The organism is Azospirillum thermophilum (genome assembly GCF_003130795.1).
Classification (GTDB): domain Bacteria; phylum Pseudomonadota; class Alphaproteobacteria; order Azospirillales; family Azospirillaceae; genus Azospirillum; species Azospirillum thermophilum.
The window spans coordinates 1,184,294-1,196,965 of the sequence record NZ_CP029352.1; the positions used below are offsets into that span (position 1 = coordinate 1,184,294).

The window sequence follows — 12,672 nt, forward strand, 5'->3', positions numbered from 1 at the left end:
TCATGAACGGATTTCTCATCGTCAACGGTCTGTCGGGTCTCCTGATCGTCACCTCCCTGCTGGTCACGCTGGCCGGCAAGCCGGCGAACTCGGCCCGCTTCTACGCGCTGCAGTCCTTCGTCCTGGTCATGCTGTTCGTGGCGCTGGCCGGGGCCACCGGGTCGGGCGAGCTCTACCTCTGGTCCTTCACCGCCTTCTTCACGAAGGTCGTGCTGGTCCCGGTCATCATGTACCGCACCTTCAGCAAGCTGAGCGACCCGGCGGTCGGCTCGGGGGCGGTGATGCCGACGGCGCTGTCGATCGTCGGCGCCGCGGCGGTGGTGATCCTCTGCTTCGGCGTGGCGTCCAAGGTGACGCTGCCCGCGGCCGACGCCATCAAGCCGGCGCTCGCCGTCTCGCTCGCCCTGTTCTTCGTCGGGCTCGGCTGCATCGTGGCGCAGCGCAACATCCTGAAGCAGGTGTTCGGCTACTGCCTGATGGAGAACGGTTCGCACCTGACCCTGGCCCTGCTCGCCCCAACGCCCCGGAGCTGGTGGAGATCGGCATCGCCACCGACGCCATCTTCGCGGTGGTGGTGATGGCGGCGCTGGGGTCCCGGATCTTCGCCACGCTGCACACGCTCGACGCGCGCCAGCTCACGACCCTGAAGGGATGACCGCCATGGTACCCTCGATCCTTCCCCCCCTGCTGCTGCTCGGTCCGCTGGCCGTCGCGGTGTTCCTTCTGGCGCTGCCCCACTTCCGCGACTCCCTGCCCGAGGCGATGGCTTCCGACCGGACGAGCGTCAGGCTGCTGGAGCGCATCCATGTGGGCTCCATCACCTACGTCTTCCTGCTCAGCCTGGCGGCGCTGGCCCAGGTGATCTCCGGCAGCGCGCTGGCCGCCTTCGGCGACTGGCTGTTCATCGACTCGCTCGGCGCCATCTTCATGATGCTGATCGGCGTGGTGGGCCTGCTCACCGGCCTCTATTCCATCGGCTACATCCGGCACGACCTGGAGGCCGGGCTGATCGACGCCGGCAAGGTGCGCATCTACTACGGCTTCTTCAGCCTGTTCCTGTTCACCATGCTGCTGGCCGTCACCGCCAACAACATCATCATGATGTGGGCGGCGATCGAGGCGACGACGCTGGGCTCCGCCTTCCTGGTCGGGCTCTACGGGCAGAAGTCCTCGCTGGAGGCGGCCTGGAAATACGTCATCATCTGCACGGTCGGCGTCGCCTTCGGCCTCTACGGCACGGTGCTGGTCTTCTCGAACGCCGCCGACGTGCTGGCCGATCCGCACCAGGCGGTGCTGTGGACGGCGCTGGTCGGCCATGCCGGCGAACTCGACCCGATGCTGGTCAAGCTGGCCTTCGTCTTCGCGCTGATCGGCTTCGGCACCAAGGCCGGCATCTTCCCGATGCACGCCTGGCTGCCCGACGCCCATTCCGAGGCGCCGAGCCCGGTGTCCGGCCTGCTGTCGGGCGTGCTGCTGAAATGCGCCCTGCTGATCGTCATCCGCTTCTACGTCATCACCGTCGGCACGGTCGGCGTCGACTTCCCGCAGATGCTGCTGCTGACGCTGGGCGTGCTGTCGGTCGGCGTTTCCTCCCTGCTGTTCTTCGTGCAGCAGGATCTGAAGCGCAAGCTGGCCTACTCCAGCATCGAGAATGTCGGGCTGATCGTCGTGGCGCTGGGCGTCGGCGGCCCGCTCGGCATCGCCGCGGCGCTGCTGCACTCGATCAACCACAGCTTCACCAAGGCGCTGTTCTTCTGCAGCTCGGGCAACGTGCTGATGAAGTACGGCACCCGCGACCTGCGCGCGGTCAAGGGCGTGCTGCGGGTGGCGCCCGCCACCGGGCTGCTGATGATGGGCTGCGCGCTGGCGCTGGCCGGCTTCCCGCCCTTCAACATCTTCGTCAGCGAGTTCATGGTCTTCATGGCCGGGCTGAACGAGGGCTACTTCTGGCTGATGATGCTGTGCGCCCTGTTCCTGTGCATCACCATCGCCGGGCTGGTGAAGATCGTCGCCGACAGCGTGCTGGGCAAGAGCCCGGAGACGATGGCGAAGGGTGATGTCGGCTGGCGCGCCCTGGCCCCGCTGGCGGTGCTGTTCGTCCTGGTGCTGACCATGGGCTTCGCGGTGCCGCAGCCGGTGGCGAACCTGGTCCAGCAGGCGACCGCGGTGGTCATGAACGGCGACACCCGGCCGGTCGTCGCCGCTCCCTGGCAGACATACGACACGGTGCGCGCCGGAACCGCCGGCGCCGTGGTGGCCGGCCGCCTCCCGCAGACGGAGATCTCGAAATGAACCTCATCACTCCGGACCGGGTCGGGAGCGGCTACATCGCCGCGCTGCGCGAGAGCCTCCCCCACGCCATCCTCGACGAATCCTGGCAGACCGACGCCCAGGTCACCATCACGGTCAAGACGCAGTCCCTGCCGGATGTCGTCGCCTCGCTCTACTACGACCAGGGCGGCTGGCTGTCGGTGATCGTCGGCAACGACGAACGGCCGCTCAACGGCGCCTATGCGGTCTACTACGTGCTGTCCATGGAGGGCGGCGAGCGCTGCCACGTCGTCGTCCGCGCCGAGGTGCCGGCCGACACGCTGGAATACCCCTCGGTCACGCCGCGGGTGCCGGCCTGCGTATGGGGCGAGCGCGAGGTGCGCGACATGTTCGGCCTGCGCCCGGTCGGGCTGCCCGACGAACGGCGCCTCGTCCTGCCGGACGACTGGCCGGACGAGCTCTATCCGCTGCGCAAGGACTCGATGGACTACCGGCTGCGGCCGGCGCCGACCACCGACGACGAGACCTACCAGTTCATCAACGAAGCCAAGCAGGAGACCCGCGTCGTCCCGCTGGGTCCGCTGCACATCACCTCCGACGAGCCGGGCCACTTCCGCCTGTTCGTCGACGGCGAGGACATCATCGACGCCGACTACCGCATGTTCTACGTCCACCGCGGCATGGAGAAGGTGGCCGAGACGCGGATGGGCTACAACGAGGTGACCTTCCTCGCCGACCGCGTCTGCGGCATCTGCGGCTATGCCCACAGCGTCGCCTACGCCAGCTCCGTCGAGAATGCGCTGGGCATCAAGGTGCCGCCGCGCGCCCAGGCCATCCGCTCCATCCTGCTGGAGACGGAGCGGATGCACAGCCATCTGCTGAACCTCGGGCTGGTCTGCCACTTCATCGGCTTCGACACCGGCTTCATGCAGTTCTTCCGCGTCCGCGAGAAGGCGATGACGCTGGCCGAGCTGCTGACCGGCGCCCGCAAGACCTACGCGCTGAACCTGATCGGCGGCGTGCGCCGCGACATCCTGGGCGACCAGCAGGCCAGGACCCGCGAACTGATCGCCGAGCTGCGCGACGACGTGACCCGGCTGGTCGAGGTGCTGCTGTCCACCGCCAACGTCAGCGGCCGCGTCAAGGGCGTCGGGCGGCTCGACCCGCAGATCGCCCGCGACTACAGCCCGGTCGGCCCGGTGGTGCGGGGCAGCGGCCATCGCCGCGACACCCGCGCCGACCATGCCTTCGCCGGCTACAAGCTTCTCGATATGCCGGTGCATGTCGAGGAGGGCTGCGACGTGCTGTCCCGCACGCTGATCCGCGTGGCGGAGTTCTTCGACAGCCTGTGGATCATCGAGCAGCTTCTGGACAAGGCCCCCGGCGGCCCGGTGCTGACCGAGGACTTCACCTATGTCCCGCACAAGTTCGCCCTGGGCTTCACCGAAGCACCGCGCGGCGAGGACATCCACTGGTCGATGACCGGCGACAACCAGAAGCTCTACCGCTGGCGCTGCCGCGCCTCGACCTACAACAACTGGCCGGTGCTGCGCTACATGCTGCGCGGCAACACGGTGTCGGACGCCCCGCTGATCGTGGGCAGCATCGACCCCTGCTACTCCTGCACCGACCGCGTGACCGTCGTCGACGTTCGCAAGAAGCGCGCGAAGACCATCGCCTACAAGGAGATGGAGCGCTACTGCCGCGAACGCACGGATTCACCGCTGAAGTAAGGGGGCGACCGATGCTCAAGCTTCTCAAGGAAATCCTCCGCTCGGGCGAAGCGACGGTCCAGTACCCCTTCGCGCCGCTGGAGGTGTGCAAGGACTTCCGCGGCAAGCCCGAACACGATGCGGAACTCTGCATCGCCTGCGCGGCCTGCACGGTCGCCTGCCCGCCCAACGCGATCCAGATGGAGACCGACACGGCGGCGGGGACCCGGACCTGGTCGATCAATTACGGGCGCTGCGTCTTCTGCGGCCGCTGCGAGGAATCCTGTCCGACCGGCGCCATCCGCCTGTCGGCCGATTTCGAGCTGGCGGTGGGCAACAAGGCCGACCTGACGCGCAAGGCGGTGTTCACGCTGGCCGAATGCGCCTGCTGCGGCAAGGCCTTCGCCCCGGCCAAGGAGGTCGATTACGTCGCCCGGCTGCTCGGCCAGTCGGCGCGCAACCAGGAGGAGGCGGACCGCCTGCGGCTGACCGTCTCCACCTGCCCCGAGTGCAAGCGCAAGCAGGATGCCCATCAGGTCGCCCGGATGGAGATCGACCGCCAGTTGGGCCGCCAGTTGGAGACGACGCCATGAACCTCCCGGTCAATCCCAGAACCCTGACGGCGGAGCTGCCGACCATCTCCGTCTCCGATCAGATCGCCACGATGAAGAAGGCGCTGCTGAAGAACATCCAGCGGTCGGCCTACGTCTACCGGGTGGACTGCGGCGGCTGCAACGGCTGCGAGATCGAGATCTTCTCCTCCATCACCCCCGTCTTCGACGCGGAGCGCTTCGGCATCAAGGTCGTCGCCTCGCCGCGCCACGCCGACATCCTGCTGTTCACCGGGGCGGTGACCCGCGCCATGCGCTCGCCCGCCCTGCGCGCCTACGAGGCGGCCCCCGACCCCAAGATCGTCGTGTCCTACGGCGCCTGCGGCTGCACCGGCGGCATCTTCCACGACCTCTACTGCGTGTGGGGCGGCACCGACAACATCGTGCCGGTGGACGTCTACATCCCCGGCTGCCCGCCGACGCCGGCCGCGACCATCCACGGCTTCGCCGTGGCGCTCGGCCTGCTGGATCAGAAGCTGAAGGCCGAGACCCATGTCGAGGCCGAAGGCGAGACCGCCCCCCTGCCGCACCCGGACATCCCCTACGCCCTGCGCGTCCAACTGGAGCGCGAGGCGCGGCGGATGGCCGGCTACCGCCAGGGCCGCGACATCGTCGAGGAGTTCCTGTCCCTGCTGGAGGCCCAGGCGAAGGCCCCGGCCGCCGTGGCGCTGCCCGAGCGGATGCGCGCCTTCATCGCCGGCGAGGGCGACCCTCGCCGCGCCGAGATCCTCACCCGCCTGTCCGACCTGGTCGGCGGCACCGTCCGGGGGGCCACGCCATGACGGACCCGATGCAGGCCGGCCCCGCCTCGGCGGCGGGGCTGCGCGCCGCCCGCGGGGCGACGCCCGAGGTGGTGTTCTACCAGCTCAACGCCAAGGTTCTGGAGCGGGCGGAGGACATCCCCGAGGACGCCAAGCAGGTGGTCTACTATTCGCTCGCCATCGGGCACCACATCGGCGTCTTCGATTGCTTCAAGCCGGCCTTCCGCTGCTCCACCGCGGTCTACGACCGCGTGCTGGAGGCGCTGAGCGGCAGCGGCGAGGCGCACCGCAAGCTGTCCGGCCTGCTGCGCTTCGGCGAGATCACCGTGGATTCCAGCCACGTCAAGCCGCTGATCGCGGCCATCGAGGAGGCCCTGCCGGCCGCCGCCCCCGACGTGGCGGCCTGGCTCGACCGGCTGCGCAGCTCGCTCGACGCCATCCGGCGCGAGCCGGCGATCTATCTGATGGGGAGGCGGCTGTCATGACCGATGTCGTATTCACCGTAGGCAACGTGCTGCGCGGCGACGACGGCGCCGGCCCGCTGCTGGCCCAGCTTCTCGACGAGGAGCCGGCGCCGGGCTGGACGGTGGTCGACGGGGCGGACGTCCCGGAGAACCACACCCACCACATCCGCGCGCTCGCCCCGCGGCGGCTGCTGATCGTCGACGCCGCCGACATGGAGCTGGCGCCCGGCGAGGTGCGGCTGATCGATCAGGACAGCGTCGCCGAGCAGTTCCTGGTGACCACCCACGCGATCCCGCTGAACTTCCTGATCGACAGCCTGCGGGAGACGGTGCCCGAGGTGCTGTTCCTCGGCATCCAGCCGCAGGACACCAGCTTCTACGCGCCGGTGACGACCATGGTGCGCGAGGCCGTGGAGGCGGTCCACGACCGGCTCGTCCGCGGCGAAGGGTTCGAGGTCTATCAAAACGCGGGCTGACCCGCGTCGCCGCCCGCCTCGCCGGCCCCCGCCGCCCCATCGCATAGGGGCGGGGTGGTCCGAGGTCGGCCGTTCACAGCGCTGCGACGCGGTTCCTCCGCGCCCGACGCACCACGACCAGACGCCGACCGCGTCGCCGATCGGCGCCTTCTGCAAGCCGGTCGCCCCCACCCGACCGCGGACGGTCCGACGACCGGCCGGCGGGCCCAGGGACAGACCACGTCCGGAACAGTTCCAAGAACGGGGGAACTCCGTCATGGCAACGGATTCTGCATCGAAAGACTCGCCTGTACTCGGCATGGACGCCTATTCGCCCGCCGAAATCCAGGACAAGGTTGAAAAGCTCGGCGTGAAGAAGGCGACGATGCCCTTCATCCCCAGCTTCATGCTGGCGGTCGTCGCCGGCGGCGGCATCGGCCTCGGCGGCATGTTCTTCTGCATCGTGCTGGCCGACCCGGCCCTGTCCTTCGCGGTCCAGCGGGTGCTGGGCGGCCTCGTCTTCTCGCTCGGCCTGTCGCTCGTCATGGTGGGCGGCGCCGAGCTCTTCACCGGCAACTGCCTGATCGTGATGGCGCGGGCCAACGGCCAGATCAGCACGTCGCAGGTCCTGCGCAACTGGGCGACGATCTGGATCGGCAACGCGGTGGGCGCCTTCGGCCTCGTCTTCCTGATCTACATGTCGCACCACACCGAACTCAACAACGGCGCGGTCGGCGCGGCCGTCCTGAAGCTCGCCATCGGCAAGATCGCTCCCGATTCCGTGACGATCTTCTTCAAGGGCATCATGTGCAACCTGCTGGTCTGCCTGGCGGTGTGGCTCGCCTATGCCGGCCGCACGGTGACCGACAAGATCGTGGCGCTGACCCTGCCGGTCGCCGCCTTCGTCGCCGCCGGCTTCGAGCACTGCATCGCCAACCTGTACTTCCTGCCGCTCGCCTATGTGCTGAAGGTGACGGAGCATGTGCCGGCCGGGATGGACGTGTCGATGATCACGGCCGGCGGCATCCTGCACAACCTGCTGTTCGCCACGCTGGGCAACATCGTCGGCGGTTCCGTCTTCGTCGGCGGCGTCTACTGGCTGATCTACCGCAAGGGCCTGGGCGGCCTGACCCCCCTTCCCTCGCGCAAGGCGGTGCCGGCGATGGGGCAGCCGGCGGTGAACCACTGAGCCGCCGGTCACCCCACCGGTTCCATCGACCCGAGGTTCCCCGGACGGGCGGCCCGGCACACCCGCCGCGCCGCCCCCCGCGGGCCTCCCTGCCAGAGCGACCATCATGACAGACGAAAGCCCCTCGGACACCGGCGCCGCGCCGGAAACTCCCCCGCGCAAGGGGCTGGTCGACCGGCACGGCCGGACGATCGACTATCTGCGCGTTTCGGTCACCGACCGCTGCAACTACCGCTGCGTCTATTGCATGGGTTCCGACACCACCTTCCTCCCGCGCGAGGAGGTGCTGCGGCTCGACGAGATCGACCGGCTCTGCTCCATCTTCATCGGGCGGGGCGTGCGCAAGCTCCGGCTGACCGGCGGCGAGCCGCTGGTGCGGCGCAACATCCTGGTGCTGATCCAGTCGCTGTCCCGCCATCTGCGCTCCGGCGCGCTGGAGGAGCTGACGCTGACCACCAACGGGTCGCAGCTCGCCCGCCTCGCCCCGGCGCTGCGGGCGGCGGGAGTGCGCCGGATCAACCTGTCGCTCGACACGCTGGACCCCGACAGCTTCGCCGGCCTGACCCGGCGCGGCCGCCTCGCCGACGTGCTGGACGGCATCGACGCCGCCTTGGCGCTGGGCTTCGCGCTGAAGCTGAACATGGTGGTGATGCGCGGGGTCAACGACGGCGAGATCGAGCCGCTGATGCTGTTCGCCCACGAGCGCGGCATGGACCTGACGTTGATCGAGGTGATGCCGCTGGGCGGCGCCGACGGCGGGCGCAGCGCGCAGTTCCTGCCGCTCACCGAGGCGCGCGCGAGGCTGGCCGAACGCTACACCCTGATCGACGTCGCCGACCGCACCTGCGGCCCGGCGCGCTATGTCCGCGTGACGGAAACCGGTGGCCGCGTCGGCTTCGTCACGCCGATGACCCACAGCTTCTGCGGCACCTGCAACCGGCTGCGGCTGACCTGCACGGGCCAGCTCGCGCTGTGCCTGGGGCGGGAGGGCATGGTCGATCTGCGCACGCCGCTGCGCCTGTCCGACGATGACGAGGCGATCCACCGCGCCATCGACGGGGCGATGCTGCGCAAGCCGAAGGGCCACGACTTCGCCGCCGTGCCGCCCGGCCGGCCGGCGCTCGCCCGCCCCATGAGCATGACGGGAGGATGAGGCCGGGGCGCATGAGGAAAGGCCGGACCGCAAGCGGCCCGGCCTTCCGGTTTTCCGGTCCGGGTCTCAGTCCAGCGTGGCGACGCGCGAGGGAACCGCATAGACGGTGAAGCGCCCCTCGCGGACGAAGGCGACGACCCCCACCCCCACCGTCCCGGCGAAGCCGACGCAGAGCGAGGTCGGGGCGGAGATGGCGGCGATCAGCGGGATGCCGGCGGCGGCCGTCTTGTGGACCATCTCGAAGGAACAGCGGCTCGACACCACGACGAAGCCGCCGGTCGGGTCGACCCCCTCGCGCGCCAGATGGCCGATCAGCTTGTCGAGCGCGTTGTGCCGGCCGACATCCTCGCGCACCGCGACCAGTTGGCCGTCGGCACGGGCGAAGCCGGCGGCATGGACGGCCCCGGTCTCGCGGTTCAGGCTTTGCCGCGACGGCAGGGCGGCCATGGCGCGGCGGATGGCGTCCGGCGCGATGCGCGCGGTGGAGCGGATCGGGTCGAGCGGGCGCAGCGTCTCGGCGAAGCTGTCGGTGCCGCAGCGGCCGCAGCCGGAGCCGCCCATCAGGTTGCGCTTGCGGCGCAGCAGGGCGGCCAGCCGCTCGACCGGCAGCTCCATGCGGATGCGCACGCCGTCGGCCAGCTCGTCGATGCTGGTGATCGACAGCTCCTCGGCGCTGCCGACGATGCCCTCGCTGAGGGAGAACCCCGTGGCGAAGTCCTCCAGGTCGGTCGGCGTCGCGAGCATCACCGCGAAGAGGTCGCCGGCATAAACCAGCCCCACCGGCACCTCGTCGACGATCTTCTCCTCCCGGCCGGACACGGCCGGGCCGTTGCAGACGGTCGCCGGCACGCGGCGAACCCCCCGGTTGGCGAGGGGGTGCGCCGGGGTGAGGCGGGCGGGGGCCGCGGCGGCACAGGCGGTTGCATGGTCCATGGTTCAGCCGAAACCCTGTCTCGTGGGAAAGGCGCGGGATCGAGGATGGTCCGGATCGTCGGGGAACCGGCGTCGGCCGGACGCTCCCCTCGGGCGCATCACCGCGAGACCGCGCCGGACTCCTGCGACCCCGGCCGACGGTCATGCTGCGACTCTGCGCCCATGGGCCGGAAAACGACATGCGACATTCTGGCTCACCATCAATATTCATGCGGTCGTCATGAAATAAAATCCGGTTATCGGTCCATAGAAATCACTTATCGCCGCTTATAATGAAATGCATCCGGCCAAGAAAACGGGATTTGCGGTTTGCCATCTTCTTTCTTCAGTGATATATCCTGAGACAGTCATCTTTTTGAAGCGCCCTACCCGCAAGCGGACACTGCGGCCGTCTCAAGGGATGACCGCCGACAACGGGCCTGCGACTCCGACATCTGGCGCGGCCGGCCCGACCCGGGCGGAGACCGACGATGCACGAGCTATCCCTGTGCGAGCACCTGCTGGACCTGCTGCAGGACGAAGCCCGCCGCCACGAGTTCAGCCGCGTCACGCGGATCCGGCTGGCGGTCGGGCAGTTCGCCTGCGTCGATCCCGACGCGCTGCGCTTCGCCTTCGACGTCATCCGGCGCGACACGCTCGCGGCCGGGGCGGCGGTGGAGATCGACCGGCCGCCGGGCCGCGTCTGGTGCGACGACTGCGCCCGCGAGGTGGAGGTGCCGACGCGGCTCGCCCCCTGCCCTTCCTGCGGCGGCCTGCGGCTGAGCCCGCGCGGCGGCGGCGACCTGACCCTGGTTGAACTGGAGGTGGCGTGATGTGCACGACCTGCGGATGTGGAGGCGACCACCTGTCGCTGGATGGCGAGGCCCTGCACCACCATCATCCTCACGACCATGACCATGACCATGATCATGACCACGATCATGCCCACCACCATCATGCGACGCACACCGTCCGGCTGGAGCGCGACATCCTCGCGGAGAACGACCGCTATGCCGCGCGCAACCGCGGCCGGTTCGCCGCCATGGGCACGCTGGCGCTGAACCTCGTCTCCAGCCCCGGCGCCGGCAAGACGACGCTGCTGGTGCGCACCGTCCAGGCGCTGATGCGCTCGGTGCCGGTCGCGGTGATCGAGGGGGACCAGCAAACCTCGGCCGATGCCGACCGCATCCGCGCCACCGGCGCCCCGGCCCTGCAGATCAACACCGGCAAGGGCTGCCACCTCGACGCCCACATGGTCGGCCACGCGCTCGACCGCCTGCCGCCGCCCCAGGGCGGCGTCCTGTTCATCGAGAATGTCGGCAACCTGGTCTGCCCGGCCGGCTTCGACCTCGGCGAAGCGGCCAAGGTCGCCATCGTCTCGATCACCGAGGGCGAGGACAAGCCGTTGAAATATCCGGATATCTTCGCCGCCGCCGGGCTGGTGCTGGTCAACAAGACCGATCTGGCGCCGCATCTCGACGCCGACATCGGCCTGCTGGCCGCCAACATCCGGCGCGTCAGCCCGCAGGCCGACATCCTCCTCCTCTCCGCCCGCACCGGGGAGGGCTTCCCGGCCTGGCTCGACTGGCTGGAGGCCCGTCGCCGCCGCGCCGCCGCCTGATCCGTCCCCCCAGCGAGAAGGAACCGCCCCATGTGCCTCGGGGTACCGGCCAGGATCGTGGCCATCGCGGACGCCGGGCGCATGCTCGCCGTCGCCGACATCCTGGGCGTCCGGCGGGAGGTGAACATCTCCTGCATCGCCGACCCGGACGCACCGCTGACCGACGAGATCGGCCGCTGGGTCCTCGTCCATGTCGGCTTCGCCGTCTCCCGCGTCGACGAGGCGGAGGCGCAGGCCACCCTCGACATGCTGCACCAGATCGGCGAGGCGGAGGGCGAGCGGGGGCACCTGAGGGCCTCGCTGCTCGCCTGACCCCGTTGCCCTGAGCCCATTGCCGTGAGCCCGATGAAAAGACCGGCCGGAAGGACATCGCCATGAAGTTCGTCGACGAATTCCGCGACCCGGCCCAGGTGCGCGCCCTCCTCGCCCGCATCGGGCGGCTGGTCGACCGCATCGGCGGCACGCGCGACCGGCCCGTCACCATCATGGAGATCTGCGGCGGCCATACCCACGCCATCTTCCGGTTCGGCCTGCACCGCCTGACGCCGGAGGGGCTGGAGTTCGTCCACGGCCCCGGCTGCCCGGTCTGCGTGCTGCCGATGGCGCGGGTGGACGACTGCGTCGAGCTGGCGCAGCGGCCCGGCGTCCTGCTGACCACCTTCGGCGACGCCGTGCGCGTGCCGGGCACCCGCGGCAGCCTGCTGCAGGCCAAGGCCGACGGGGCGGACGTGCGGATCGTCTATTCGCCGCTCGACGCGCTGGAGCTCGCCCGCCGCACGCCCGGCCGCGAGGTGGTCTTCTTCGCGCTGGGCTTCGAGACGACGATGCCGGCCACCGCCGCCGCCGTCCTGCAGGCCGAGCGCGAGGGCATCGCCAACTTCACCCTGTTCTGCAACCACATCACCGTGCCGCCGCCGCTGCGCGCCCTGCTGCAGGATCCGGACATGCGGCTCGACGGCTTCGTCGGGCCGGGGCACGTCAGCATGGTGATCGGCACGGAGCCCTACCGCTTCATCGCCGAGGAGTTCCACCGCCCGGTCGTCGTCTCCGGCTTCGAGCCGGCCGACCTGCTGCAGTCGGTCGCCATGGTTCTGGAGCAGATCGCGCAGGGCCGCGCCGCGGTGGAGAACCAGTATGCCCGCGTCGTGCGGCCGGAGGGCAATCCCCGCGCGCTGGCCCTGATGGACCGGGTGTTCGAGCCGCGCGACCGCTTCGAGTGGCGCGGACTGGGCGAGATCGACAGCTCCGGCATGCGGATGCGCGAGCGCTACGCCGCCTTCGATGCCGAGCGGAAGTTCGGCGTCGGCTACGGCGCCGGCCGGGCGCGCCCGGCCCCGGAGTCGGACGGCTGCCGCTGCGGCGACGTCGTCAAGGGCGCCATGAAGCCGCCGGCCTGCCCGCTGTTCGGCACGGCCTGCACGCCGCAATCGCCGGTCGGCGCCCTGATGGTGTCGTCGGAAGGATCCTGCGCCGCCTACCACCAGTATGCCGGCCTGCGCGAGGCGGCGGAGTGAGGAGGACGC

The 12,672-nt window shown here is 69.8% G+C and carries 15 protein-coding genes; 14 read left to right on the top strand and 1 reads right to left on the bottom strand.

Going from position 1 to position 12,672, the window contains the following annotated elements; all coding sequences use genetic code 11:
• The first annotated feature begins 2 nt into the window (after window positions 1-2).
• The 10 genes from hyfE to moaA all read left to right on the top strand — a co-directional run bounded on the left by hyfE (window position 3) and on the right by moaA (window position 8,616).
• Window positions 3-578 carry a hydrogenase 4 membrane subunit gene (gene hyfE, locus DEW08_RS05305; protein ID WP_245985994.1) on the top strand — a complete coding sequence of 192 codons (576 nt, stop codon included), beginning with the start codon at window positions 3-5 and terminating at the stop codon, window positions 576-578.
• The gene (locus DEW08_RS33110; protein ID WP_281262027.1) at window positions 533-655 is read left to right on the top strand and encodes a hypothetical protein; all 123 of its coding nucleotides are present in this window, start codon (window positions 533-535) and stop codon (window positions 653-655) included. Before hyfE ends, DEW08_RS33110 begins: the two co-directional genes overlap by 46 nt.
• Window positions 652-2,292 carry a hydrogenase 4 subunit F gene (locus tag DEW08_RS05310; RefSeq protein WP_109325056.1) on the top strand — a complete coding sequence of 547 codons (1,641 nt, stop codon included), beginning with the start codon at window positions 652-654 and terminating at the stop codon, window positions 2,290-2,292. The genes DEW08_RS33110 and DEW08_RS05310 overlap by 4 nt, the downstream gene beginning before the upstream one ends.
• Window positions 2,289-4,004 (top strand): hydrogenase large subunit, encoded by a 1,716-nt coding sequence (locus DEW08_RS05315; protein ID WP_109325057.1) that lies wholly within the window; start codon window positions 2,289-2,291, stop codon window positions 4,002-4,004. Before DEW08_RS05310 ends, DEW08_RS05315 begins: the two co-directional genes overlap by 4 nt.
• An 11-nt stretch (window positions 4,005-4,015) precedes the next feature.
• Window positions 4,016-4,576: a formate hydrogenlyase complex iron-sulfur subunit gene (locus DEW08_RS05320; protein WP_109325058.1), complete on the top strand. Its 561-nt coding sequence runs from the start codon at window positions 4,016-4,018 to the stop codon at window positions 4,574-4,576.
• On the top strand, window positions 4,573-5,376 hold the full coding sequence (locus tag DEW08_RS05325; RefSeq protein WP_109325061.1) for an NADH-quinone oxidoreductase subunit B family protein: 804 nt from the start codon (window positions 4,573-4,575) through the stop codon (window positions 5,374-5,376). The genes DEW08_RS05320 and DEW08_RS05325 overlap by 4 nt, the downstream gene beginning before the upstream one ends.
• Window positions 5,373-5,840, top strand: a complete 468-nt coding sequence (locus tag DEW08_RS05330) for a formate hydrogenlyase maturation HycH family protein (protein ID WP_109325062.1) — start codon at window positions 5,373-5,375, stop codon at window positions 5,838-5,840. The genes DEW08_RS05325 and DEW08_RS05330 overlap by 4 nt, the downstream gene beginning before the upstream one ends.
• The gene (gene hycI, locus DEW08_RS05335; protein WP_109325063.1) at window positions 5,837-6,295 is read left to right on the top strand and encodes a hydrogenase maturation peptidase HycI; all 459 of its coding nucleotides are present in this window, start codon (window positions 5,837-5,839) and stop codon (window positions 6,293-6,295) included. The genes DEW08_RS05330 and hycI overlap by 4 nt, the downstream gene beginning before the upstream one ends.
• 298 nt (window positions 6,296-6,593) lie before the next feature.
• Window positions 6,594-7,463 carry a formate/nitrite transporter family protein gene (locus DEW08_RS05340; protein ID WP_109325064.1) on the top strand — a complete coding sequence of 290 codons (870 nt, stop codon included), beginning with the start codon at window positions 6,594-6,596 and terminating at the stop codon, window positions 7,461-7,463.
• A gap of 106 nt (window positions 7,464-7,569) precedes the next feature.
• Window positions 7,570-8,616, top strand: coding sequence for a GTP 3',8-cyclase MoaA (gene moaA / locus DEW08_RS05345; protein ID WP_109325065.1), 1,047 nt, complete (start codon window positions 7,570-7,572; stop codon window positions 8,614-8,616).
• A 66-nt stretch (window positions 8,617-8,682) separates the two neighbouring features.
• Here the strand turns inward: moaA and fdhD are convergent, their stop codons facing one another.
• Window positions 8,683-9,549, bottom strand: a complete 867-nt coding sequence (gene fdhD, locus DEW08_RS05350; RefSeq protein ID WP_109325067.1) for a formate dehydrogenase accessory sulfurtransferase FdhD — start codon at window positions 9,547-9,549, stop codon at window positions 8,683-8,685.
• A 470-nt stretch (window positions 9,550-10,019) separates the two neighbouring features.
• Between fdhD and hypA the strand changes: the two genes are divergently transcribed.
• The 4 genes from hypA (at window position 10,020) to hypD (ending at window position 12,663) form a co-directional block, all read left to right on the top strand.
• Window positions 10,020-10,361 carry a hydrogenase maturation nickel metallochaperone HypA gene (hypA, locus tag DEW08_RS05355; RefSeq protein WP_109325068.1) on the top strand — a complete coding sequence of 114 codons (342 nt, stop codon included), beginning with the start codon at window positions 10,020-10,022 and terminating at the stop codon, window positions 10,359-10,361.
• Entirely contained in the window at window positions 10,361-11,149 is a 789-nt protein-coding gene (gene hypB / locus DEW08_RS05360) for a hydrogenase nickel incorporation protein HypB (RefSeq protein ID WP_109325071.1), read from the top strand. The genes hypA and hypB overlap by 1 nt, the downstream gene beginning before the upstream one ends.
• 30 nt (window positions 11,150-11,179) lie before the next feature.
• A complete protein-coding gene (locus DEW08_RS05365; protein ID WP_109325072.1) occupies window positions 11,180-11,461 on the top strand; it encodes a HypC/HybG/HupF family hydrogenase formation chaperone in 282 nt (93 codons plus the stop codon).
• Window positions 11,462-11,523: 62 nt separating this feature from the next.
• Entirely contained in the window at window positions 11,524-12,663 is a 1,140-nt protein-coding gene (hypD, locus tag DEW08_RS05370; protein ID WP_109325082.1) for a hydrogenase formation protein HypD, read from the top strand.
• Window positions 12,664-12,672: the final 9 nt, after the last annotated feature.

Bases quoted from the DNA above. Each gene is read 5' to 3' on its own strand.
- hyfE (WP_245985994.1), top strand. From the start codon at position 3: ATGAACGGATTTCTCATCGTCAACGGTCTGTCGGGTCTCCTGATCGTC.
- DEW08_RS05310 (WP_109325056.1), top strand. From the start codon at position 652: ATGACCGCCATGGTACCCTCGATCCTTCCCCCCCTGCTGCTGCTCGGT.
- DEW08_RS05315 (WP_109325057.1), top strand. From the start codon at position 2,289: ATGAACCTCATCACTCCGGACCGGGTCGGGAGCGGCTACATCGCCGCG.
- DEW08_RS05320 (WP_109325058.1), top strand. From the start codon at position 4,016: ATGCTCAAGCTTCTCAAGGAAATCCTCCGCTCGGGCGAAGCGACGGTC.
- DEW08_RS05325 (WP_109325061.1), top strand. From the start codon at position 4,573: ATGAACCTCCCGGTCAATCCCAGAACCCTGACGGCGGAGCTGCCGACC.
- DEW08_RS05330 (WP_109325062.1), top strand. From the start codon at position 5,373: ATGACGGACCCGATGCAGGCCGGCCCCGCCTCGGCGGCGGGGCTGCGC.
- hycI (WP_109325063.1), top strand. From the start codon at position 5,837: ATGACCGATGTCGTATTCACCGTAGGCAACGTGCTGCGCGGCGACGAC.
- DEW08_RS05340 (WP_109325064.1), top strand. From the start codon at position 6,594: ATGGACGCCTATTCGCCCGCCGAAATCCAGGACAAGGTTGAAAAGCTC.
- moaA (WP_109325065.1), top strand. From the start codon at position 7,570: ATGACAGACGAAAGCCCCTCGGACACCGGCGCCGCGCCGGAAACTCCC.
- fdhD (WP_109325067.1), bottom strand. From the start codon at position 9,549: ATGGACCATGCAACCGCCTGTGCCGCCGCGGCCCCCGCCCGCCTCACC.
- hypA (WP_109325068.1), top strand. From the start codon at position 10,020: ATGCACGAGCTATCCCTGTGCGAGCACCTGCTGGACCTGCTGCAGGAC.
- hypB (WP_109325071.1), top strand. From the start codon at position 10,361: ATGTGCACGACCTGCGGATGTGGAGGCGACCACCTGTCGCTGGATGGC.
- DEW08_RS05365 (WP_109325072.1), top strand. From the start codon at position 11,180: ATGTGCCTCGGGGTACCGGCCAGGATCGTGGCCATCGCGGACGCCGGG.
- hypD (WP_109325082.1), top strand. From the start codon at position 11,524: ATGAAGTTCGTCGACGAATTCCGCGACCCGGCCCAGGTGCGCGCCCTC.